General features: G+C 61.6%; 33 protein-coding genes. 1 reads left to right on the top strand and 32 read right to left on the bottom strand.

Annotation, left to right across the window (positions count from 1 at the left end; translation table 11 throughout):
• Nucleotides 1–81 precede the first annotated feature (81 nt).
• The 4 genes from crcB to NKH59_RS28625 form a co-directional block, all read right to left on the bottom strand.
• Nucleotides 82–468 carry a fluoride efflux transporter CrcB gene (gene crcB / locus NKH59_RS28640; protein WP_352593858.1) on the bottom strand — a complete coding sequence of 129 codons (387 nt, stop codon included), beginning with the start codon at nucleotides 466–468 and terminating at the stop codon, nucleotides 82–84.
• A gap of 31 nt (nucleotides 469–499) precedes the next feature.
• Nucleotides 500–1,330, bottom strand: coding sequence for an aspartyl/asparaginyl beta-hydroxylase domain-containing protein (locus tag NKH59_RS28635; RefSeq protein ID WP_353023736.1), 831 nt, complete (start codon nucleotides 1,328–1,330; stop codon nucleotides 500–502).
• A 136-nt stretch (nucleotides 1,331–1,466) separates the two neighbouring features.
• Complete coding sequence (locus tag NKH59_RS28630; RefSeq protein ID WP_023675125.1) at nucleotides 1,467–2,777, bottom strand: replication-associated recombination protein A; 1,311 nt, start codon at nucleotides 2,775–2,777, stop codon at nucleotides 1,467–1,469.
• A 43-nt stretch (nucleotides 2,778–2,820) separates the two neighbouring features.
• On the bottom strand, nucleotides 2,821–4,308 hold the full coding sequence (locus tag NKH59_RS28625; protein WP_352541987.1) for a DegQ family serine endoprotease: 1,488 nt from the start codon (nucleotides 4,306–4,308) through the stop codon (nucleotides 2,821–2,823).
• Nucleotides 4,309–4,440: 132 nt separating this feature from the next.
• Between NKH59_RS28625 and NKH59_RS28620 the strand changes: the two genes are divergently transcribed.
• Nucleotides 4,441–5,067, top strand: a complete 627-nt coding sequence (locus NKH59_RS28620; protein WP_353023734.1) for a hypothetical protein — start codon at nucleotides 4,441–4,443, stop codon at nucleotides 5,065–5,067.
• A 64-nt stretch (nucleotides 5,068–5,131) separates the two neighbouring features.
• On the opposite strand, the gene rplQ is transcribed toward NKH59_RS28620, so the two are convergent.
• From rplQ to NKH59_RS28480, 28 genes are all read right to left on the bottom strand, one after another.
• A complete protein-coding gene (gene rplQ, locus NKH59_RS28615) occupies nucleotides 5,132–5,563 on the bottom strand; it encodes a 50S ribosomal protein L17 (RefSeq protein WP_023675127.1) in 432 nt (143 codons plus the stop codon).
• A 115-nt stretch (nucleotides 5,564–5,678) separates the two neighbouring features.
• The gene (locus tag NKH59_RS28610) at nucleotides 5,679–6,689 is read right to left on the bottom strand and encodes a DNA-directed RNA polymerase subunit alpha (RefSeq protein WP_023675128.1); all 1,011 of its coding nucleotides are present in this window, start codon (nucleotides 6,687–6,689) and stop codon (nucleotides 5,679–5,681) included.
• 104 nt (nucleotides 6,690–6,793) lie between these two features.
• Nucleotides 6,794–7,183: a 30S ribosomal protein S11 gene (rpsK, locus tag NKH59_RS28605; protein WP_006205444.1), complete on the bottom strand. Its 390-nt coding sequence runs from the start codon at nucleotides 7,181–7,183 to the stop codon at nucleotides 6,794–6,796.
• 139 nt (nucleotides 7,184–7,322) lie between these two features.
• On the bottom strand, nucleotides 7,323–7,691 hold the full coding sequence (rpsM, locus tag NKH59_RS28600; protein WP_006205445.1) for a 30S ribosomal protein S13: 369 nt from the start codon (nucleotides 7,689–7,691) through the stop codon (nucleotides 7,323–7,325).
• A 198-nt stretch (nucleotides 7,692–7,889) separates the two neighbouring features.
• Nucleotides 7,890–8,501: an adenylate kinase gene (locus NKH59_RS28595; protein WP_352471809.1), complete on the bottom strand. Its 612-nt coding sequence runs from the start codon at nucleotides 8,499–8,501 to the stop codon at nucleotides 7,890–7,892.
• Entirely contained in the window at nucleotides 8,498–9,838 is a 1,341-nt protein-coding gene (gene secY, locus NKH59_RS28590; protein ID WP_352614180.1) for a preprotein translocase subunit SecY, read from the bottom strand. The genes NKH59_RS28595 and secY overlap by 4 nt, the downstream gene beginning before the upstream one ends.
• A gap of 191 nt (nucleotides 9,839–10,029) precedes the next feature.
• Nucleotides 10,030–10,503, bottom strand: a complete 474-nt coding sequence (gene rplO / locus NKH59_RS28585; RefSeq protein ID WP_292660428.1) for a 50S ribosomal protein L15 — start codon at nucleotides 10,501–10,503, stop codon at nucleotides 10,030–10,032.
• 22 nt (nucleotides 10,504–10,525) lie between these two features.
• Nucleotides 10,526–10,723: a 50S ribosomal protein L30 gene (gene rpmD / locus NKH59_RS28580; RefSeq protein WP_006205449.1), complete on the bottom strand. Its 198-nt coding sequence runs from the start codon at nucleotides 10,721–10,723 to the stop codon at nucleotides 10,526–10,528.
• Between the two features lie 24 nt (nucleotides 10,724–10,747).
• Nucleotides 10,748–11,311 carry a 30S ribosomal protein S5 gene (gene rpsE, locus NKH59_RS28575; protein ID WP_006333394.1) on the bottom strand — a complete coding sequence of 188 codons (564 nt, stop codon included), beginning with the start codon at nucleotides 11,309–11,311 and terminating at the stop codon, nucleotides 10,748–10,750.
• An 83-nt stretch (nucleotides 11,312–11,394) separates the two neighbouring features.
• Nucleotides 11,395–11,754, bottom strand: a complete 360-nt coding sequence (rplR, locus tag NKH59_RS28570) for a 50S ribosomal protein L18 (RefSeq protein ID WP_023675132.1) — start codon at nucleotides 11,752–11,754, stop codon at nucleotides 11,395–11,397.
• 86 nt (nucleotides 11,755–11,840) lie between these two features.
• Complete coding sequence (rplF, locus tag NKH59_RS28565; RefSeq protein ID WP_023675133.1) at nucleotides 11,841–12,374, bottom strand: 50S ribosomal protein L6; 534 nt, start codon at nucleotides 12,372–12,374, stop codon at nucleotides 11,841–11,843.
• A gap of 89 nt (nucleotides 12,375–12,463) precedes the next feature.
• Nucleotides 12,464–12,862, bottom strand: a complete 399-nt coding sequence (gene rpsH, locus NKH59_RS28560; RefSeq protein ID WP_006205453.1) for a 30S ribosomal protein S8 — start codon at nucleotides 12,860–12,862, stop codon at nucleotides 12,464–12,466.
• 12 nt (nucleotides 12,863–12,874) lie between these two features.
• Nucleotides 12,875–13,180: a 30S ribosomal protein S14 gene (gene rpsN, locus NKH59_RS28555; RefSeq protein ID WP_352451046.1), complete on the bottom strand. Its 306-nt coding sequence runs from the start codon at nucleotides 13,178–13,180 to the stop codon at nucleotides 12,875–12,877.
• A gap of 27 nt (nucleotides 13,181–13,207) precedes the next feature.
• A complete protein-coding gene (rplE, locus tag NKH59_RS28550; protein WP_008875670.1) occupies nucleotides 13,208–13,786 on the bottom strand; it encodes a 50S ribosomal protein L5 in 579 nt (192 codons plus the stop codon).
• Nucleotides 13,779–14,093, bottom strand: a complete 315-nt coding sequence (gene rplX, locus NKH59_RS28545; protein ID WP_254817150.1) for a 50S ribosomal protein L24 — start codon at nucleotides 14,091–14,093, stop codon at nucleotides 13,779–13,781. The genes rplE and rplX overlap by 8 nt, the downstream gene beginning before the upstream one ends.
• Nucleotides 14,094–14,105: 12 nt before the next feature.
• Nucleotides 14,106–14,474 carry a 50S ribosomal protein L14 gene (gene rplN, locus NKH59_RS28540; RefSeq protein WP_006205457.1) on the bottom strand — a complete coding sequence of 123 codons (369 nt, stop codon included), beginning with the start codon at nucleotides 14,472–14,474 and terminating at the stop codon, nucleotides 14,106–14,108.
• Nucleotides 14,475–14,556: 82 nt separating this feature from the next.
• On the bottom strand, nucleotides 14,557–14,796 hold the full coding sequence (gene rpsQ, locus NKH59_RS28535) for a 30S ribosomal protein S17 (protein ID WP_023675136.1): 240 nt from the start codon (nucleotides 14,794–14,796) through the stop codon (nucleotides 14,557–14,559).
• Between the two features lie 11 nt (nucleotides 14,797–14,807).
• On the bottom strand, nucleotides 14,808–15,008 hold the full coding sequence (gene rpmC, locus NKH59_RS28530; protein ID WP_006205459.1) for a 50S ribosomal protein L29: 201 nt from the start codon (nucleotides 15,006–15,008) through the stop codon (nucleotides 14,808–14,810).
• A 13-nt stretch (nucleotides 15,009–15,021) separates the two neighbouring features.
• Entirely contained in the window at nucleotides 15,022–15,435 is a 414-nt protein-coding gene (rplP, locus tag NKH59_RS28525; RefSeq protein WP_006205460.1) for a 50S ribosomal protein L16, read from the bottom strand.
• A gap of 27 nt (nucleotides 15,436–15,462) precedes the next feature.
• Nucleotides 15,463–16,188, bottom strand: coding sequence for a 30S ribosomal protein S3 (gene rpsC / locus NKH59_RS28520; protein ID WP_023675137.1), 726 nt, complete (start codon nucleotides 16,186–16,188; stop codon nucleotides 15,463–15,465).
• Nucleotides 16,188–16,577, bottom strand: a complete 390-nt coding sequence (gene rplV, locus NKH59_RS28515; protein WP_006205462.1) for a 50S ribosomal protein L22 — start codon at nucleotides 16,575–16,577, stop codon at nucleotides 16,188–16,190. Before rplV ends, rpsC begins: the two co-directional genes overlap by 1 nt.
• A gap of 2 nt (nucleotides 16,578–16,579) precedes the next feature.
• Complete coding sequence (rpsS, locus tag NKH59_RS28510) at nucleotides 16,580–16,858, bottom strand: 30S ribosomal protein S19 (RefSeq protein WP_006205463.1); 279 nt, start codon at nucleotides 16,856–16,858, stop codon at nucleotides 16,580–16,582.
• A gap of 16 nt (nucleotides 16,859–16,874) precedes the next feature.
• Nucleotides 16,875–17,708 (bottom strand): 50S ribosomal protein L2, encoded by an 834-nt coding sequence (gene rplB, locus NKH59_RS28505; RefSeq protein WP_023675138.1) that lies wholly within the window; start codon nucleotides 17,706–17,708, stop codon nucleotides 16,875–16,877.
• Nucleotides 17,709–17,730: 22 nt separating this feature from the next.
• Nucleotides 17,731–18,024, bottom strand: a complete 294-nt coding sequence (locus tag NKH59_RS28500; RefSeq protein ID WP_023675139.1) for a 50S ribosomal protein L23 — start codon at nucleotides 18,022–18,024, stop codon at nucleotides 17,731–17,733.
• Nucleotides 18,021–18,641 (bottom strand): 50S ribosomal protein L4, encoded by a 621-nt coding sequence (gene rplD, locus NKH59_RS28495; protein WP_023675140.1) that lies wholly within the window; start codon nucleotides 18,639–18,641, stop codon nucleotides 18,021–18,023. The genes NKH59_RS28500 and rplD overlap by 4 nt, the downstream gene beginning before the upstream one ends.
• Entirely contained in the window at nucleotides 18,641–19,369 is a 729-nt protein-coding gene (gene rplC, locus NKH59_RS28490; RefSeq protein ID WP_353023732.1) for a 50S ribosomal protein L3, read from the bottom strand. The genes rplD and rplC overlap by 1 nt, the downstream gene beginning before the upstream one ends.
• 96 nt (nucleotides 19,370–19,465) lie before the next feature.
• The gene (rpsJ, locus tag NKH59_RS28485) at nucleotides 19,466–19,774 is read right to left on the bottom strand and encodes a 30S ribosomal protein S10 (RefSeq protein ID WP_006205468.1); all 309 of its coding nucleotides are present in this window, start codon (nucleotides 19,772–19,774) and stop codon (nucleotides 19,466–19,468) included.
• Nucleotides 19,775–19,837: 63 nt separating this feature from the next.
• Nucleotides 19,838–20,167: EF-Tu C-terminal domain-related protein (locus NKH59_RS28480; RefSeq protein ID WP_502908720.1), on the bottom strand; the 330-nt coding region annotated here is incomplete at its 5' end.

Here is a 20,167-nt window from a genome sequence, read left to right as displayed (position 1 = left end):
TGGTTCTGCGACGGCCAATGAGGCGCGCCGCATGCCCTGCCGCAGTGTCCGTCCCGTCGTGGCGGAGCTTCCGCAGGCCGCTCACGGCGCCCCGCCGCCAATCAGAAGACTTCCCGCAGCAAAGCCCAGCGTCACGCCGCCGAGGCTCAGAAAAACCGAAAGCAGCACATTTCCGCCGGCGCGCCGCCATTCGCCCTCGCGCGCCAGCGCCAGCGTCTGCAGGCTGAAGGAAGAAACCGTGGTGTAGCAGCCGAGGCCGCCGGTAACGGTAAAGGCCCAGATGGCGGGCATGCCGTCGCGCGCCACCGCATGCGCAACGACACCGATTGCAAACGCTCCCGAGACGTTGACGGCCATAGTGCCCCAGGGAAAGGTCTCGCCGACCCGGCGGGCGACGAAGCCGGACAGGAAGAAGCGGGCCATTGCACCGATCGCGCCACCAAGGCAGACAAGCAACAGATGATACATCGTGCTTCCTCGCGCCGGTCACACCATGGTGTCAGGCGGCTCCGGCCTTCTTCGGCTTGCTGGAGCCGATCATCTTCCAGTTCTTGTAGAACATGGCATTGATGCGCTCGACGCTGACCGAAACGATGGCGAGAAGAGCGGCAATCATGCCGGGAAATGGCGATGGCCGGATGATGTCCATGAACACGCAGTAGCGGCGCCCATCATATTCGTTGACCGATCGGTGCAGCAGCGTGTCGTCGAAAATATAGAGCGGATTGTCGTGCCAGTAGTTCCTGGCGTTGTTGCACTCGACGAAAACCTCGGCCTTCACCGGGAGAAGATTGTAGAGAATGCGCAGGCTGAGCCGCAGCGGTCCGAAATGCCAGGAGGTCGATTCCCTACCCCTGAACACCGACACGGCGATGGTCTTGATGTATTTGAAATCATTGTTGAATTCGGCAACGTTGTCGATTTTGTGCTTGCCATACCACTGGTAGACATACATGCCGCGCCGGCCGCTGCCGAAATTGGCGTCGATATCGGCGATGATCTCGTCCTTGCGCGCTTTGAAGACGTCCAGAACCTCGTTGACCTCACGCTGATAGTCCGGAGGAAACTGGTCCAGTTTCCAGACACCGCGGTTTCTGTAGCACAGCAGATCGACCAGCAGATTGAAGGGCGAAAGCAGCCAAGTGAAGATGCCGTTGCCGAGGAAATAACCACTGAACAGGGCCCAGTTCTTGTTGTCGTTGCGCAACACGTCGATCAGGCCGAGGACAATGAAAATTGTCGTCAGGATGGGAATGAAATAGAAGCCGAGCGCCAGCAGCGGGATCGCTATGGCGAACTTCCGGAGGGTCTTGCGAGTTCTTTTGGTCATTTTTCCACGCGCCAGGCGCGATTCCGTTCTGAATATCGTCGGTACGTTTCTGGCCTGTCCGCCGGCCGAAGGCGCACCTTGATAGGGTTTTTTATCCCGCCAGACAACGGCGATCACACCAGTGTGCGACTGGCAGCTACTTTTCCCGCTCGCTGCGCAGCTTCGCCCAATAATCCAGCCGCTTCCTGATATCGCGCTCGAAGCCGCGCTCGGGCGGGTCGTAGAATGTCTGCCTTCCCATCTTCTCCGGAAAATAGTCCTGGCCGGAAAAAGCGTCCGGCTCGTCGTGGTCGTAGCGATAGCCGGCGCCGTAATCTTCCTGTTTCATCAGCTTGGTCGGAGCATTGAGAATGTGCTTGGGCGGCAGCAGCGAACCGAATTCCTTCGCCGCCTGTGTGGCGGCCTTGAACGCGGTATAGACTGCATTGGATTTCGGCGCGGTGGCGAGATAGACGGTCGCCTCGGCGAAGGCCAGTTCGCCCTCGGGCGAGCCCAGATAGTCATAGGCGTCCTTGGCGGCGTTAGCGACGACGAGCGCCTGCGGGTCGGCCAGCCCGATATCCTCCATCGCCATGCGCACCAACCGGCGCCCGAGATAAAGCGGATCTTCGCCGGCGTCGAACATGCGGGCGAGATAGTAGAGTGCCGCGTCGGGGTCGGAGCCGCGCACCGATTTGTGCAAGGCGGAGATCAAATTGTAGTGGCCGTCCTGTCCCTTGTCGTAGATCGGCGCGCGGCGCTGGACGATGCGCTGCAGAGCTTCGGCGCCGAACACCTCCTTTGATTTCGCTGCGCGCCAGACCTCTTCGGCGAGCGTCAATGCCGCGCGGCCGTCGCCGTCGCTCATGCGAATGAGCATCGCCCGCGCGTCTTCATCGAGCGGCAGCGCCCTGCCCTCTGCCTCCTCGGCCCGCGCCAGCAGCTTGGCGATACTGTCCTCGCCGAGTGAGTGAAAGACCAGCACACGCGCGCGCGACAAAAGCGCGGCGTTAAGCTCGAAGGATGGATTCTCCGTGGTGGCGCCGACCAGCACGACGGTGCCGTCTTCCATCACGGGCAGAAAACTGTCCTGCTGGGCGCGGTTGAAGCGATGGATCTCGTCGACGAACAGCAGTGTCTGGCGGCCGTTCGAGCGGCGCAGCTTCGCTGCCTCGAACACTTTCTTCAGGTCGGCAACGCCGGAAAACACCGCCGATATCTGTTCGAAGGCGAGGCTTGTCTCGCCGGCAAGCAGCCGTGCGACCGTGGTCTTGCCAGTGCCGGGCGGGCCCCAGAAAATCATCGAGCCGAGCGAGCCGGAACCGATCAGCCGCGTCAGCGCGCCGTCGGGTCCGGTCAGATGCTCCTGGCCGACGACCTCGCCAAGGTTCTTCGGGCGCAGACGGTCCGCCAGCGGCCTGCCGGGCGGCGTCTTTTCCGGTTCGTCGACACTGAACAGATCGGCCATGCAACTTCTTCTGCCTGGAGTCCGATCATGCTGACGGTCGGGCTCAGTAACGCAACACCTGGCGCAGTATCTGCCCGCCGCGCTCGACGGTAAAGCGCCACCAGCGCGTATCCTGCTGGGCTACCTGTTCCAGGGTCGCCGCCTTGTCGATCGTCAGGCCATTGACCTCACGCACGATGTCCCCTGGCTGGAAGCCAAAATCGGCAGCAGGCGAATCGCGGTTGATGTCGACCACGGTGACGCCTTTGACATCGGTGCGCAGACCGAGCCGTTGGGCAAGCCGTGGCGACAGTTCAGCAACCTTGGCACCGGAGAACGGGCTGCGGCCGCGCAATGTGAGTTCCGCAGCTTTGGCGCCCTCAGGCGGCCGTTCCAGCGCGATGTCCATCGTCGCCTGCTGACCCTTGCTCAGAACGCCGAAGCTGGCATTCGTACCAATCGACAGCGTCGCCATCCGGTAGTCCAGCGCCCCGACGCTCTCGACCGGCTTGCCGTTGAGCGACAGCACTACGTCGCCCGGCTTGAGCCCTGCCTTGGCGGCGGGTCCCGCCTCTTCGACCGAAGAAACCAGCGCACCGGTCGGTTTGTCCATGCCGAGCGATTCGGCAATCTGCGGCGTCACCGCCTCGAACTCGGCACCGGCATACGGCCGCTCGAAGAAGTCGAGCCCGGCCTTGGCCGCGTCGGCGAAGGCGCGAACCATGTTCGAAGGGATGGCAAAGCCGATGCCGATCGAGCCGCCGCTACGGCTATAGATCGCCGTGTTGATGCCGATCAGCTGCCCTCCCATGTTGACCAGCGCGCCACCGGAATTGCCGGGGTTGATGGCGGCGTCGGTCTGGATGAAGAAGCTGGAATCGGAGACGCCGATATGGCTGCGCGCCACGGCCGAAATGATGCCGCTGGTGGTGGTCTGGCCGACACCGAACGGATTGCCGATCGCCAGCACCAGATCACCGACCTCGAGCGCGTCGGAATCGCCGATAGCGATCACCGGGAACGGCTTGTCAGAAGAAATCTTGAGCACGGCGAGGTCGAGCGTCTCATCCTTGAGCAGCACCTTGCTGTCGAATTCGCGCCCGTCGGCGGTCGCTACCTTGACCTGGTCAGCGTTCTTGACGACGTGGAAATTGGTGACCACAACGCCGGTGGGATCGACCAGCACCCCCGAACCGAGCGAAGACTGCGCGCGCGGCTGCGAACGGCCGAAGAACTCCTCGAAGAACGGATCGCCGTCGAAGGGCGACGTCACCTTGGCGGTTTGCGAGGCGTAGACATTGACCACGGCCGGCGCTGTCTGCTTGACCAGCGGCGCGAAGGACAGTTGCACCTCCTCGCGGCCGAACGGCACGCGCTTGTCGGGGCCGGAAGTGGCGTTTTCGCCTTCGACGCCATGCAATAGATCCGTCAGCACGTCGGACAAACCGGGGTCTGGCTTGTTCTCCTCCGCCAGCGCGTGTCTGGCCGCCGGCACGATGGCCAGCGCCATCAAGGCGCAGATCAGAACAAGGGACAGCCGTTTAACGCGCATTCCGAATCCTCCAAGTCGGGCGCCATTGTCCTGACGATTGTGCAAAATGAAAGGCTAAGCCGCTGAAATCCGATTATTTTGGGCGGCAAAGCGGTTATAGGTCGAGGCGAAACCGGAAAGCCGTGTCGGCAAATGAAAAAACAGCTCGTTTCATTCCGTGATTTTTTGGTGACCGGCACTTTGGGGCCTGTTATCCCCGGCATGAAAATGATCGAAATTGCCGAAGCGTTCGGCGCGCCGGATGATTGGATCACCAAGTATGCCGAGACGATTCCCGTCTATTGGATATATGGTCAGCTCGAAGCTTCCTTTGATAACGAGCCGCCTCACGATCTGAATTGGTTTCAGATCGAACATGTGCATGCCATCCGCGGCAAGACCGAGCGCATAACCGACCAATTTGCTCTTTCAATGGATGGGTTCGACAGCAGAACAAAGCCATCGGAATTCCTGGCTGCAGGCCTGTGGACACCAGAAGAAGCTATGGTCTTCTACGTCGCATCGAGGAATGATATCGACCTGAACATCTGCGCGGGTCCGATCCAGATTTATTTCCGCGTTGATACCGACTTCATCGAAGATCGGGACGCCGAAAAATATCTGAACGGCGTGACTGTGTCCCAATTGATAAGCGATATCGATCATCGAACGGAGGTCGACAGTGTTTATTCCTATTCGCATCCCGCAATCGAGCAAATAACAAAGGCGATTGATTGGAAGTCAATAAGCGGAAGAAACTACCTCAACTTTGCTCGGTAAGAGGCAGCCACCCCAATGAAAAAGGGGCCGCAGGCCCCTTAAACTCACTCAGAAAAACCAAGCCTTATGCGGCTGCGGCTTCCTCTTCGGTGCCTTCGGCCTCGATGCGGGCACGGTCGCCGGCGCCCTTGGCAGAGGTGTCGCGGTCGACGAATTCGATGACGGCCATTGCGGCATTGTCACCGTGGCGGAAGCCGGCCTTCATGATGCGCAGATAGCCGCCGTTGCGGGTGGCGTAGCGCGGCGCGATGGTATCGAACAGGCGCTTGACGACGCCTTCATTGCCGATCTGGGCAATAACCTGGCGGCGGGCGTGCAGGTCGCCGCGCTTGCCGAGCGTCACCAGCTTTTCGACGATCGGACGCAAATCCTTCGCCTTCGGCAGCGTGGTGAGGATCTGCTCGTGCTCGATAAGCGACACGGCAAGGTTGGCAAACATCGACTTGCGATGGCTTATGCTGCGGGCGAACCGGCGGCCTTTAAATCCGTGGCGCATGGCTCTTCTCCTTCATTGCGGTTTCAAGAGGCCTGAGCCTCAGTTGGTTAGCCGCATGATCTTGTCCGAAAGTCTGCAACTTTTTGCTGCGCTGACCTTCGGTTCGGGATCATGCTTAATATTGATCTTCGTAACGCTTGGCGAGGTCTTCGATGTTTTCCGGCGGCCAGTCCGGTACTTCCATGCCGAGATGAAGGCCCATCGCCGCCAGGACTTCCTTGATCTCGTTCAGCGATTTGCGGCCGAAGTTCGGGGTGCGCAGCATCTCGGCTTCGGTCTTCTGGATCAGGTCGCCAATATAGACGATGTTGTCGTTCTTCAGGCAGTTGGCCGAACGCACCGAAAGCTCGAGTTCGTCGACCTTCTTGAGCAGCGCCGGGTTGAAGGCAAGCTCGGTAACCTGTTCGGCGGCGACTTCCTTCTGCGGCTCGTCGAAATTGACGAATAGGCCGAGCTGGTCCTGCAGGATGCGAGCGGCGAAGGCCACCGCGTCCTCGCCCGAAATCGAACCGTCGGTCTCGATGGTCATGGTCAGCTTGTCATAGTCGAGAACCTGGCCCTCGCGGGTGTTCTCGACCTTGTAGGAGACCTTCTTGACCGGCGAATACAGGCTGTCGACGGGGATCAGCCCGATCGGCGCGTCCTCGGCGCGGTTACGGTCGGCCGGCACATAGCCCTTGCCGGTATCGACGGTGAATTCCATGCGGATTTCAGCGCCTTCGTCCAGCGTGCAGATGACGTGGTCGGGATTGAGGATCTCGACGTCGCCGACCGTCTGGATGTCGCCGGCGAGAACCGCGCCCGGTCCCTGCTTGCGGACGACCATGCGCTTGGGGCCGTCGCCTTCCATGCGGATGGCGATTTCCTTGATGTTCAAAACGATGTCGGTCACGTCCTCGCGGACGCCGGCGATGGACGAGAATTCATGCAGAACGCCGTCGATCTGCACGGCGGTTACAGCCGCGCCACGCAGCGAAGACAGAAGCACCCGGCGCAGCGCGTTGCCTAGGGTGAGGCCGAAGCCGCGCTCGAGCGGCTCGGCGACCAGCGTGGTCAGCGTCTTCTTCTTCGACGAGAACTCGATCTTGTTCGGCTTGATCAGTTCTTGCCAATTTTTCTGGATCATAGTGCTTTCCTTCCGTTGTCCCGCCACCATCCAATCGTGGCGGGCGACCTGGAATGCCGTGGAGGAGCGCCCTTGAGGCGCTCGCGCGGCGTTCGGTAAATTCTTTAGACGCGGCGCTTCTTGCGCGGACGGCAGCCGTTGTGCGGGATCGGCGTCACATCACGGATCGAGGTGATGGTGAAGCCTGCTGCCTGCAGTGCGCGCAACGCCGATTCACGACCGGAGCCGGGTCCACAGACCTCGACCTCGAGCATGCGCATGCCGTGTTCCTGAGCCTTCTTGGCAACATCTTCGGCAGCCATCTGGGCAGCGAAAGGGGTCGACTTGCGCGATCCCTTGAAGCCTTGTGCTCCGGCCGACGACCAGGCAATCGAATTGCCCTGTGCGTCGGTGATGGTGATCATCGTGTTGTTGAAGGTCGAATTGACGTGGGCAACGCCCGACGAGATATTCTTGCGTTCGCGACGGCGAACACGAGCGGCTTCCTTGGCCATGATAGTCCTTTCAGTTGATCTCTACACCGCCGTAATGCCAGCGGCTCCACCAGGGAGAAGGCAGTAGGGGAATATGGCAGTAGGGCAGTATGTCTGCCGTCCCTATTGCCTTACTGCCCTACCCCCTTACTGCCCTAAATTACTTCTTCTTTCCGGCAATCGACTTGGCCGGGCCCTTACGGGTGCGCGCATTGGTGTGCGTGCGCTGGCCACGAACCGGCAGCGAGCGACGGTGACGCAGGCCGCGGTAGCAGCCGAGGTCCATGAGCCGCTTGATGTTCATCGACACTTCGCGGCGCAGGTCGCCCTCGACCTGGTAGTCGCGGTCGATGGTCTCGCGGATCTGCAGCACTTCCGCGTCGGTCAGTTGGTTGACGCGGCGCTCGGCCGGGATGCCGACCTTGTCGACGATCTCCTGGGCGAACTTCTTGCCAATGCCGTGAATGTATTGAAGCGCAATGACAACGCGCTTGTTGGTCGGAATGTTGACGCCGGCTATACGAGCCATGTTCTTCTCTTCTCCATATAGGCCGGGCGAGCCGGCGCTTCAAGTTGCCCCGCGTCCGGTGGAGGCCGGCCCTTGCGGGAGTTTCCAGTTCAAAGCGGCCTGCCTTGCCCTTGCGGACAAGCAAGCCTCATGCCTGATAGGAAGACGGGCCGCCATACCCCAGCGGACCGCTCCAGTCAAGCGCAATCGTTCGATTCTCTAGCCGGCCGCCTGGCCAACCCGCCGGGTCGTCGCCCTGAGCACCGCCTCGATCTGCTGCGTCACCGCATCGATGTCGGCCATGCCATCGACGCCCCTGAGTTTACCCTTGGCGTAGTAGTAGCCGATCAGCGGCGAGGTTTTCTTGTAATATTCCCTCAAGCGTTCTTCGAACACCGCTGGACTGTCGTCCTTGCGCACCGGCAGGCCTGCGGCCTTGGCTTCTTCGGCGCGCTTGACGATTCGGCCAACCAGCGCCTTGTCATCGACGACAAATTCGATGACCGCATCTAGCTCCAGTCCGCGATCCGACAGCATTTCCTCAACGGCGTCCGCTTGCACCAGAGTTCGGGGATACCCGTCAAGGATGAAGCCGTTTGCGCAATCAGCTTGATCGATGCGCTCGGCCACAATGGCGTTGACGATAGCGTCGGACACCAGTTCGCCAGCGTCCATCACCGCTTTGGCGCGCTTGCCGACTTCGGTGCCGGCCTGAACAGCAGCACGCAGCATGTCCCCCGTGGAAAGCTGTGGGATGCCGTGTCGTTCTACCAGTCTCAGTGCTTGTGTCCCCTTGCCCGCCCCCGGCGGTCCAAGCAATATCAACCTCATCTGGCCTTTTTCCCCCCGCGCAGCTTCGACTTCTTGATCAGGCCCTCATACTGGTGCGCGATCAGGTGACCCTGAATCTGCGCCACCGTATCGAGCGTTACACTGACCACGATCAGGAGCGAAGTGCCACCAAGGTAGAACGGTACGCCAGTCGCTGAAATCAGGAACTCGGGCAGCAGACACACCAGCACCAGATAGATGGCGCCGACGACGGTGATGCGGGTGAGCACATAGTCGATATAGTCCGCGGTGCGCTCGCCCGGGCGATAGCCCGGGATGAAGCCCGAATGCTTCTTCAATTGGTCCGCGGTGTCCTTCGGGTTGAAGACGATCGCCGTGTAGAAGAAGGCGAAGAACACGATCATCGCCGCGTAGAAGGCCATGTAGAGCGGCTGGCCATGACCGAGCGACGCCAGGATGGTGCTGGCCCAAGCGGGCATGTTCGTCGTCTGCGAGAAACCGGCGACGGTCGCCGGCAGCAGCAATAGCGACGAAGCGAAGATCGGCGGAATGACGCCGGATGTGTTGAGCTTCAGCGGCAGATGCGAGGTATCGCCCTGGAACATGCGATTGCCGACCTGGCGCTTGGGGTACTGAATCAGCAGGCGGCGCTGGGCGCGCTCGAAAAAGACGATCAGGCCGATAACGATAATGGCGAGCATGATGATCGCCAGGATCAGGCCGGTCGACAGCGCTCCGGTGCGGCCTAGCTCCAAGGTACCGGAGATGGCGCGCGGCAGGCCGGCGACAATGCCGGAGAAGATGATCAGCGAAATGCCGTTGCCGATGCCGCGGGCGGTGATCTGCTCGCCGAGCCACATCAGAAACATGGTGCCGCCGACCAGCGTGACGACGGTCGAGATGCGGAAAAAGATGCCGGGATCGTTGACGATGCCGTTTCCGCCCTCGAGCCCGACCGAAATGCCGTAGGCCTGGACCAACGCCAGAAGCACGGTCCCGTAGCGCGTATACTGGTTGATAATCTTGCGGCCCTGCTCGCCTTCCTTCTTCAGCGCTTCCAGCGACGGAATGACCGAGGTCATCAGCTGCATGATGATGGAGGCGGAGATATAGGGCATGATGCCGAGGGCAAAGATCGCCATGCGCTGCACGGCACCGCCTGCAAACATATTGAACATGCCAAGCACGCCCTTGCTCTGCGACGAGAAGGCGTGGGCAAAGGCGTCCGGATTGATGCCGGGCAGCGGGATATAGGTGCCAAGACGGTAGACGAGCAGCGCGCCGATGGTGAACCAGATGCGCTTCTTCAGATCCTCGGCCTTGGCGAAGGCCGAAAAATTCAGATTCGAGGCTAGTTGTTCAGCAGCCGAAGCCATGCCTGATTCTCCGCTTGGTCACGCTCGATGCCCGCAGCTCAGGCGGCGCGTGTCACCGAAACTCACGAGATAAGCTCCGGACTGCAAACATGCAAGCGGCCGCGTTGATGCGGCCGTCACATCTGTCGGATCAAAGCACGACCGCAGGCAAAACCGAATTCCACCTTTGCCGGCCGTGCTTCAAATTGCCGTTACTCGGCGGCTGCCTTCTCAGGCAGCTTCACCGAGCCGCCGGCCTTTTCGATCTTCTCGATCGCGGCCTTGGAGGCTCCGGCCACGTCGAAGGCAAGCTTGGCCTTGATGTCGCCGTCTGAAAGGATGCGCACGCCGTCCTTGACGCGACGGATGACGCCAGCCGCAACCAGTGCCTCGGCCGTTACAACTGTCTTGGCGTCGAGCTTCTTGGCATCGAGCGCCGCCTGGATGCGGGCCAGCGACACGACGGTGAAGCTCTTGGCGAAGATATTGTTGAAGCCGCGCTTCGGCAGGCGGCGGTAGAGCGGCATCTGGCCACCCTCGAAGCCGTTGACGGCGACGCCGGAGCGCGCCTTCTGGCCCTTGACGCCGCGACCGGCGGTCTTGCCCGAACCGGAACCGATGCCACGGCCGAGACGCTTCTTGGAGTGCGTCGCGCCGTCCTTGTCACGCAGATCATTGAGTTTCATCTGGGTTCTCCTGCGCTCTGGTTCAGCCCTCGTCCACGACGCGGACGAGATGCTGGACGGCAGCGATCATGCCGCGCACCGAGGGCGTATCCTCCAGCGTGCGCTGCTTGTGCATCTTGTTGAGGCCGAGGCCGACCAGCGTTGCGCGCTGCTCCTTCGGCCGGCGGATCGGCGAACCGATCTGCTCGACGGTGATGGTCTTGGTTGCTTTCTTGGCCATGGTCAAATCCCTGGTCAGCGTCGACTATTCTTCAGCCGCAACGGCGGTGCCGCGGCGGGCCTGAAGGGTCGAATACTTGATGCCGCGCGCGGCAGCCACATCCTTCGGATGCATCTGGCTCTTCAGCGCGTCGAAAGTGGCACGAACCATGTTGTAGGGGTTCGAAGAACCCATCGACTTGGCGACCACGTCATGCATGCCGAGCGTTTCGAAAACGGCGCGCATCGGGCCGCCGGCGATGATGCCGGTACCTTGCTTGGCGGCGCGCAGCAGAACGCGTCCCGCACCCCAGCGTCCCTCGACGTCGTGGTGCAGCGTGCGGCCTGAGCGCAGCGGCACGAAGATCATGTCGCGCTTGGCCGATTCGGTCGCCTTGCGGATCGCCTCCGGCACTTCGCGCGCCTTGCCGTGGCCGAAGCCGACGCGGCCCTTCTGGTCGCCGACGACAACAAGTGCCGCAAAGCCGAAGCGCCGGCCGCCCTTGACGACTTTGGCGACACGGTTGATGTGGACGAGCTTGTCGACCATGCCGTCGTCGCGCTCTTCGCGATCACGGCCGCGGCCGCCATCCCTACGTTCCTGTGCCATATCCTGTTCCTTGTTTTTTTCCGGAAGCACGGTTGATGATGATATCCGGCGCCTCTGTGGGTCGCCGGGGGCGAATTTCGTTTTTAGAAGCTCAGACCACCTTCACGGGCAGCCTCGGCAAGCGCCTTGACACGGCCGTGGTAGATGTAGGCGCCGCGGTCGAAGACGACTTCCTTGACGCCGGCCTTCGAGGCACGCTCGGCGATCAGCTTGCCGATGGCAGCGGCGGCCGCCGTGTCGGCGCCGGTCTTGAGCGAGCCCTTGAGCTCCTTCTCGAGCGTCGAAGCAGCCGCGATGGTGTGGCCCTTGGCGTCGTCGATCACCTGGACATAGATGTTCTTCGACGTGCGATGGACCGACAAGCGCGGACGATCGCCGGCAACCTTCTTGATCTGGCGGCGGACGCGCTGGGCGCGGCGTTGGGTGGATTCTTTCGAGCCCATGATATCAGTTCCTTGCCTTCAAAAAAACGGGGGCAACCATATGCGGTAGGACGAGCCTCCCGCGACCGCTCCCCGCGGCGTTAAAATTACTTCTTCTTGCCTTCCTTGCGGACGATCTTCTCGCCGGCATAGCGGACACCCTTGCCCTTGTAGGGCTCGGGGCTGCGATACTCGCGGATCTCGGCGGCAACCTGGCCGACCTGCTGCTTATCGATGCCGGTCACCGTGATTTCCGTCGGCTTCGGCACCGAAATCGTCACGCCCTGCGGCGTCTCGTAGACGACGTCATGGCTGAAGCCGAGCGCCAGCTGCAGGTTCTTGCCCTGCATGGCGGCACGATAGCCGACGCCGGTGATCTCGAGCTTCTTTTCGAAGCCGTCCTTGACGCCCTGCAGGATGTTGACGATCTGCGTGCGTGACATGCCCCACTTGGAACGGGCAGTCTTGGTCTGGTCGCGCGGCTGGACAGCGATCTCGCTGCCTTCCATCTTGACCAGCACTTCGTCGTTCACCACGAACTTCAGCTCGCCCTTCGGACCCTTCGCCGTCACGGTCTGGCCGTTGACGGTCGCGGTCACGCCCTGCGGCAGCGAAACGGGTTTCTTTCCAATACGAGACATTTTGTTGTCCTCGTCACTTCTCTTGTTTCAGGTCTCGGCTTTCGGGACTAGATCCCGAAAACCTGTTTCCAACCGGGTCACATACCAGATCAGAAGATCTGGCAGAGGATTTCCCCGCCGACATTCTGTTCACGCGCTTCGTGGTCGGCCATCACGCCCTTCGGCGTCGAAAGGATGGCGATGCCGAGGCCGTTGGCGACGTGCGGTATCGACTTGGCCGAAACGTAGACGCGGCGGCCGGGCTTCGAGACCCGAGCGATTTCGCGCACCACCGGCGCACCATCGAAATACTTCAGCTCGATCTCGATTTCGGACTTGCCGTTGTCGAAGTCGGTCTGGCTGTAGTCGCGGATATAGCCTTCCGCCTTCAGCACGTCGAGGACGCGGGTACGCAGGCGCGAGGCCGGCGTCGAAACGCTCGACTTCTTGCGGCCATATGCGTTGCGGATGCGGGTCAGCATATCGCCGAGAGGATCGCTCAATGACATGTTATGTCCTCCTTACCAGCTCGACTTGACCAGGCCCGGGATCTGGCCGTTATTGCCGAGATCACGAAGCGCGATACGCGATACTTTGAGCTTGCGATAATAGGCACGCGGACGTCCGGTGACTTCGCAGCGGTTGCGGATGCGGGTCTTGGCCGAGTTGCGCGGCAGCGCCGAAAGCTTCAGCTGGGCGCGGAAGCGCTCTTCCATCGGCTTGGACTGATCCATGATGATCGCCTTGAGCACCTCGCGCTTGGCAGCGAACTGGTCCGCAAGCTTGCGGCGCCTGTTGTTCTTCTCGACTGAGCTGGTCTTTGCCATTTCAGATTTTTCCTTTTCTCGCTGCCGTTACTGGCGGAAGGGGAAGTTGAAGGCCTTGAGCAATGCCCTGGCTTCGTCGTCCGTCTTCGCAGTCGTACAAACGATGACGTCCATGCCCCAGATCTGATCAACCTTGTCGTAGTTGATCTCCGGAAACACGATGTGTTCCTTGATGCCCATGGCATAGTTGCCACGGCCATCGAAGCTCTTCGGATTAAGTCCGCGGAAGTCGCGGACGCGCGGCAGTGCGATGTTCACGAGGCGGTCGAGGAACTCGTACATGCGTTCCTTGCGCAGCGTGACCTTGGCGCCGATCGGCATCTTCTCGCGGACCTTGAAGCCGGCGATCGAGTTGCGGGCGCGGGTGACGACGGCCTTCTGGCCGGCGATCATCGCAAGGTCTTCCGCCGCGATCGAAGGCTTCTTCGAATCGCCGGTCGCCTCGCCGACGCCCATGTTCAGCACGATCTTGTCGATGCGCGGAACCTGCATCTCGTTCTCGTAGCCGAACTGCTCCTGCAGCGCCTTGCGGATGGTCTCGTTGTAGACCTGCTTGAGGCGCGGCGTGTTCTGGGCAGTTGCCTGCTTGGTTTGAGCCTTAGCCATTGATGACTTCTCCCGAGCGCTTGGCGACGCGCACCTTCTTGCCGTCCTTCTGGAAGATGAAGCCGACCCGGGTCGGCTTGCCATCCTTGGGGTCGGCCAGCGCGATGTTCGACAGCTGGATCGGCGCTTCCTTGGTGATGATCCCGCCCTCTTGGGACTGGGACTGCTTCTGGTGACGACGGATCAGGTTGACGCCGCGCACCAGCGCGGTGTCGTCCTTCGGCTGTACCGAGAGGACTTCGCCCGAACGGCCCTTGTCCTTGCCGGCCAGCACGACGACCTTGTCGCCTTTTCTAATCTTCTGCATTGGTCCGGCTCCTTACAGCACTTCAGGCGCGAGCGAGATGATCTTCATGTGGTTCTTGGCGCGGAGTTCGCGCGGAACCGGTCCGAAGATACGCGTGCCGATCGGCTCTTTCTTGTTGTCGACGAGAACGGCTGCGTTCTTGTCGAAACGGATCACGCTGCCGTCCGGGCGGCGGATGTCCTTGGCCGTGCGAACCACGACCGCCTTCATCACATCGCCCTTCTTGACGCGGCCGCGCGGGATGGCTTCCTTGATCGACACCACGATGATGTCGCCCACGGAAGCGTATTTCCGCTTCGAGCCGCCCAGCACCTTGATGCACATGACACGACGGGCGCCGGAATTATCCGCGACGTCGAGGTTTGTTTGCATCTGAATCATGACTGGCCGCCTTCTTCTTTTCTAACGGGACGGGTTTCTCACCCCTCCCCGGTCTGTCCAAAATTCGTTTCGTTGGCCCTGATCAGGCCTGGTCCGAAGACACCACGACCCAGCGCTTGTCCTTGGAAATCGGCTTCGATTCCTGGATGAACACCTGATCGCCGACCTTGTGGGCGTTGTTCTCGTCGTGCGCCTTGTACTTCTTGGTCATGCGCACGGTCTTCTTCATCACGGGATGCGTGAAGCGCCGTTCGACCTTGACGACAACCGTCTTCTCGTTCTTGTCGCTGACGACGGTGCCCTGCAGAATGCGCTTTGGCATGGTTTTCGTCCTTAAGCCTTCTTGGCCGCGGACTTTTCCGCAGCGATGGTCTTGATACGCGCAATGTCCTTGCGGACCTGCCTCACGCGCGCGGTCTTCTCAAGCTGGCCGGTGGCCTTCTGAAAGCGCAGGTTGAACTGCTCCTTCTTCAGGCTGGCCAGGTCGTCGGTCAGCTGGTCCTGGGTCTTGGTCCGGATGTCTTCGGCTTTCATGATCAGCCCGTCCTTATTCTGCGATGCGCTGTACGAAGCGCGTCCTGACCGAGAGCTTGGCCGCGCCGAGACGCAGCGCCTCACGGGCGGTTTCCTCGTTGACGCCGTCGATCTCGAACATGATGCGGCCCGGCTTGACGCGTGCCGCCCAGTAGTCGACCGCGCCCTTGCCCTTACCCATACGGACTTCGGTCGGCTTCGACGTCACCGGCACGTCCGGGAAGATACGGATCCACACGCGGCCGGCACGCTTCATCTCGCGGGTGATCGCGCGGCGGGCCGCCTCGATCTCACGCGCGGTGACGCGGTTCGGCTCAAGCGCCTTCAGCCCGAAACCACCGAAATCCAGGTTGGTGCCGCCCTTGGCGGTACCGTGGATGCGGCCCTTGAACTGCTTGCGGAACTTTGTGCGCTTTGGCTGCAGCATCGTTCTAACTCCAAATTCCTAAATGTCTTACGCGTTTTCGCGACGGCGACCGCGTTCGCGCTCACCACCACCGCCATGCGCATGATCGCCCTCGGTGGCGCGGCGCTCCGAAGCCATCGGGTCGTGCTCGAGGATTTCGCCCTTGAACACCCAGACCTTGACGCCGCAGATGCCGTAGGCCGTATTCGCCTCGGCCGTGCCGTAGTCGACGTCGGCACGCAGCGTATGCAGCGGCACGCGGCCTTCGCGATACCATTCCATGCGCGCGATCTCGGCGCCGCCGAGACGGCCGGCGCAGTTGATGCGGATGCCTTCGGCACCGAGGCGCATCGCCGACTGCACGGCACGCTTCATGGCGCGGCGGAACGCGATGCGGCGCTCGAGCTGCTGGGCGATCGACTGGGCGACCAAGGTCGCGTCGATCTCCGGCTTGCGCACTTCGACGATGTTCAGATGCGTCTCGGACTTGGTCATCTCCATGAGCTTCTTGCGAAGCTTCTCGATGTCGGCGCCCTTCTTGCCGATGATCAGGCCCGGACGCGCCGCATGGATGGTGACGCGGCACTTCTTGTGCGGACGCTCGATCACGACTTTCGAGATCGCAGCCTGCTTGAGTTCCTTCTCAAGATATTTGCGGATCTTGATGTCCTCGTGCAGCAGCTTGCCGTACTCGCCGGTGTTCGCGAACCAGCGCGAATCCCAGGTGCGGTTGATGCCGAGACGCAGACCGATCGGATTGACTTTCTGGCCCATTATGCGGCCTCCCCTTTTTCTTCGACTTCACGAACGACGATCGTGAGGTGCGAGAACGGCTTCTCGATACGGCTGGCGCGCCCACGGCCACGGGCATGGAACCGCTTCATGACGATCGACTTGCCGACATAGGCTTCCGCCACGATCAGCGCATCGACGTCGAGGTCGTGGTTGTTTTCCGCGTTGGCGATCGCCGATTCCAGCGTCTTCTTGACCGTGCCGGAAATCCGCTTGGCCGAGAATTCGAGGTCGGAAAGCGCTGTCGCGACCTTCTTGCCGCGGATCAGCGCGGCAACCAGGTTCAGCTTCTGCGGGCTGATACGGATCGTGCGCAACACGGCGCGCGCTTCGTTGTCAGCAAGCCTGCGCGGAGCTTTGGCCTTGCCCATGATTATTTCCTCTTCGCCTTCTTATCCGCGCCGTGACCGTAATAGGTCCGGGTCGGAGCGAATTCACCGAACTTGTGACCGACCATGTCCTCGTTCACCGAGACGGGAACGTGCTTCTGGCCGTTGTAGACACCGAAGGTGAAGCCGACGAACTGCGGCAGGATGGTGGAGCGGCGGCTCCACATCTTGATCACCTCATTGCGACCACCTTCACGAACCTTGTCCACCTTCTTCAGAAGGTAGCCGTCGATGAAGGGGCCTTTCCAAATCGAACGAGTCACTTGGCGTTACCTCTTCTTAGCTCTTGCGCTGATGGCGCGAGCGCAGGATGAACTTGTCGGTCGCCTTGTTGGACCGCGTCTTCTTGCCCTTGGTCGGCTTGCCCCAGGGCGAAACCGGATGGCGGCCACCCGAGGTGCGGCCTTCGCCGCCGCCATGTGGATGGTCGACCGGGTTCATGGTCACGCCGCGATTGTGCGGACGTTTGCCGCGCCACACGGTGCGGCCTGCCTTGCCGTCATTGATGTTGCCGTGGTCCGGGTTGGACACGGCGCCGACAGTGGCCATGCAGGAGCCGTGGACGACACGCTGCTCGCCCGAATTGAGGCGCAGGATCGCCATGCCCTGGTCGCGGCCGACGAGCTGGCCATAACCGCCGGCCGAACGAGCGACCTGAGCGCCCTTGCCGGGCTTCAGCTCGATATTGTGGACGATCGTGCCGACCGGCATCGAGGCCAGCGGCATCGCGTTGCCCGGCTTCACGTCGACCGATTCACCGGCCACGATCTTGTCGCCGGGAGCCAGACGCTGCGGGGCGATGATGTAGGACAGCTCGCCATCGTCATACTTGATCAGCGCGATGAAGGCGGTGCGGTTCGGATCGTACTCGATACGCTCGACCGTGCCGACGACGTCGAACTTGCGGCGCTTGAAGTCGATGATGCGGTAGGTGCGCTTGTGACCGCCGCCGATGAAGCGGGCTGTGATGCGGCCGTAATTGTTGCGGCCGCCCGACTTGGTCAGGCCTTCGGTTAGGCCCTTGACGGGCTTGCCCTTGTAGAGGCCCGAGCGATCGACGATGACCAGCTGACGGGTGCTCGGCGTTACCGGGTTGAATTTTTTCAGTGCCATTGTTCTGTCCTCGCGACCTTGCTCAGAGACCCGTCGCGACGTCGATCGACTGGCCTTCGGCCAGCGTCACAACCGCCTTCTTGACGTCGCTCTGGCGGCCGATCGTGCCGCGGAAGCGCTTGATCTTGCCCTTGCGGACAAGCGTGTTCACGGCCATCACCTTGACGCCGAACAGCGCTTCGACGGCGGCCTTGATTTCCGGCTTCGACGCCTTCTTGGCGACATTGAAGACGACCTGGTTCTGCTCGGAAGCCATGGTCGACTTTTCAGTGATCGCCGGCGAGACGATCACGTCGTAATGACGAAGGTCGGTCATTTGAAGCGCTCCTCGAGAGCCTCGACGGCGGCCTTGGAAAGGACCAGCGTGCCGCGGCGCAGAATGTCGTAGACGTTGATGCCCTGGATGGGCAGCACGTCGATGTTCGGGATGTTGGTCGCCGCCAGCTTGAAGTTCTTGTCAAGCTCGGCGCCGCCAATCACCAGGGCGTTGCTCAGGCCCAGCGTCGCGAAATTCGCGATCAGTGCCTTGGTCTTGGCCTCGGTCAGCTTCAGCTCGTCGATGATGATGATCGACGCGCTCTTGGCCTTGGCCGAGAGGGCATGCTTCAGGCCGAGCGCACGCACCTTCTTAGGCAGATCGTGCTCGTGGCTGCGCACGACCGGGCCGTGGGCCTTGCCGCCGCCGCGGAACTGCGGAGCGCGAGCCGAATGGTGGCGGGCGCGGCCTGTACCCTTCTGCTTGTACATCTTGGCGCCGGTGCGGGCGATTTCCGCGCGACCCTTGGCCTTGTGCGTGCCCTGCTGCTTCTTGGCAAGCTGCCAGCGCACGACGCGCTGCAGGATGTCCTCGCGCGGATCGAGGCCGAAAATCTCTTCGGAGAGCTTCAGCTTGCCGGCGTCCTTGCCGCCAAGCGTTGTAATCTTGAGGTCCATTATTCCGCTCCCTCTGTGGCCGGGGCCTCGTTCGTGACGGCACCGTCAGTCGCAAGGGCGCGGATCGCGGCGGGCTTCGGCGCATTGGCCGGAAGCGCCACCTTGGCCGCGTCGCGGACCAGGATCCATGCACCCTTCGAACCCGGGACCGCACCGCGGATCAGGATCAGGCCGCGATCGGCGTCGGTCGAGACGACCTCGACATTCTGCGTGGTGACGCGGGTGTCGCCCATGTGGCCGGCCATATGCTTGCCCTTGAACACCTTGCCCGGATCCTGGCGCTGGCCGGTCGAGCCGTGTGTACGGTGCGACACCGAGTTGCCGTGCGTTGCGCGGCCGCCACCCATGTGGTGCCGCTTGATGACGCCCTGGAAACCCTTGCCGATCGTGGTGCCCGTCACATCGACCTTCTGGCCGACGACGAAGTGCTCGACGGTGATCTCGGCGCCAACATCGATCATGTTGTCGGCAGAGACGCGAAACTCGGCAACCTTGGCCTTGGGCTCGACGGAAGCGGTCGCGAAATGGCCGCGCATCGCCTTCGACGTGTTCTTCACCTTGGCAAGGCCAACGCCGAGCTGGACGGCGGTATAGCCGTTCTTCTCCTGCGTGCGCTGCGCCACGACCTGGCAGTTCTCCATCTGGAGAACAGTGACGGGAACATGTTCCCCGGCATCGTTGTAGATGCGGGTCATTCCCACCTTCTTTGCAATCACACCTGAACGCATCGGTTCAATTCCTTTAGAGTTCCCTGTCGGGGCTGTCGCCCCTCCACGCCTCTTGTTCCTTCAGAGTTCCGGGTCGCCCCGCTGACCTCTGGTTCCTTAGAGCTTGATCTCGACGTCCACACCGGCGGCCAGGTCGAGCTTCATCAAAGCATCGACCGTCTGCGGGGTCGGGTCGACAATGTCGAGCAGACGCTTGTGCGTGCGCATCTCGAACTGCTCCCGGCTCTTCTTGTCGACGTGAGGCGACCGGTTGACCGTGAACTTTTCGATCCGCGTCGGCAGCGGAATGGGGCCGCGGACGTTGGCGCCGGTGCGCTTGGCGGTCGACACGATTTCCCGTGTCGAGGCGTCGAGCACCCGGTGATCAAACGCCTTCAGGCGGATGCGGATATTCTGTCCGTTCATGCGTCACTTCCTTGTTCTGGCGCGGCGCGGGCAGCGCCCGCGACAGATCGGTTTAAGTCCAAATTACTCTGTGATGGTGACGACGATGCCGGCACCGACGGTGCGGCCGCCTTCGCGGATGGCGAAGCGCAGCTTCTCTTCCATGGCGATCGGCACGATCAGCTCGACATCGACGGTGATGTTGTCGCCCGGCATCACCATCTCGGTGCCTTCCGGCAGCGACACGATGCCGGTCACGTCCGTCGTGCGGAAATAGAACTGCGGACGGTAGTTGGTGAAGAACGGCGTGTGGCGGCCGCCCTCGTCCTTGGTCAGGATGTAGGCTTCGGCAACGAACTTCTTGTGCGGCTTGACGGTGCCGGGCTTGGCCAGGACCTGGCCGCGCTCGACGCC

The organism is Mesorhizobium sp. M0998, assembly GCF_040318885.1.
GTDB lineage: Bacteria > Pseudomonadota > Alphaproteobacteria > Rhizobiales > Rhizobiaceae > Mesorhizobium.
This window is presented reverse-complemented; position numbering and strand designations above follow the sequence as displayed.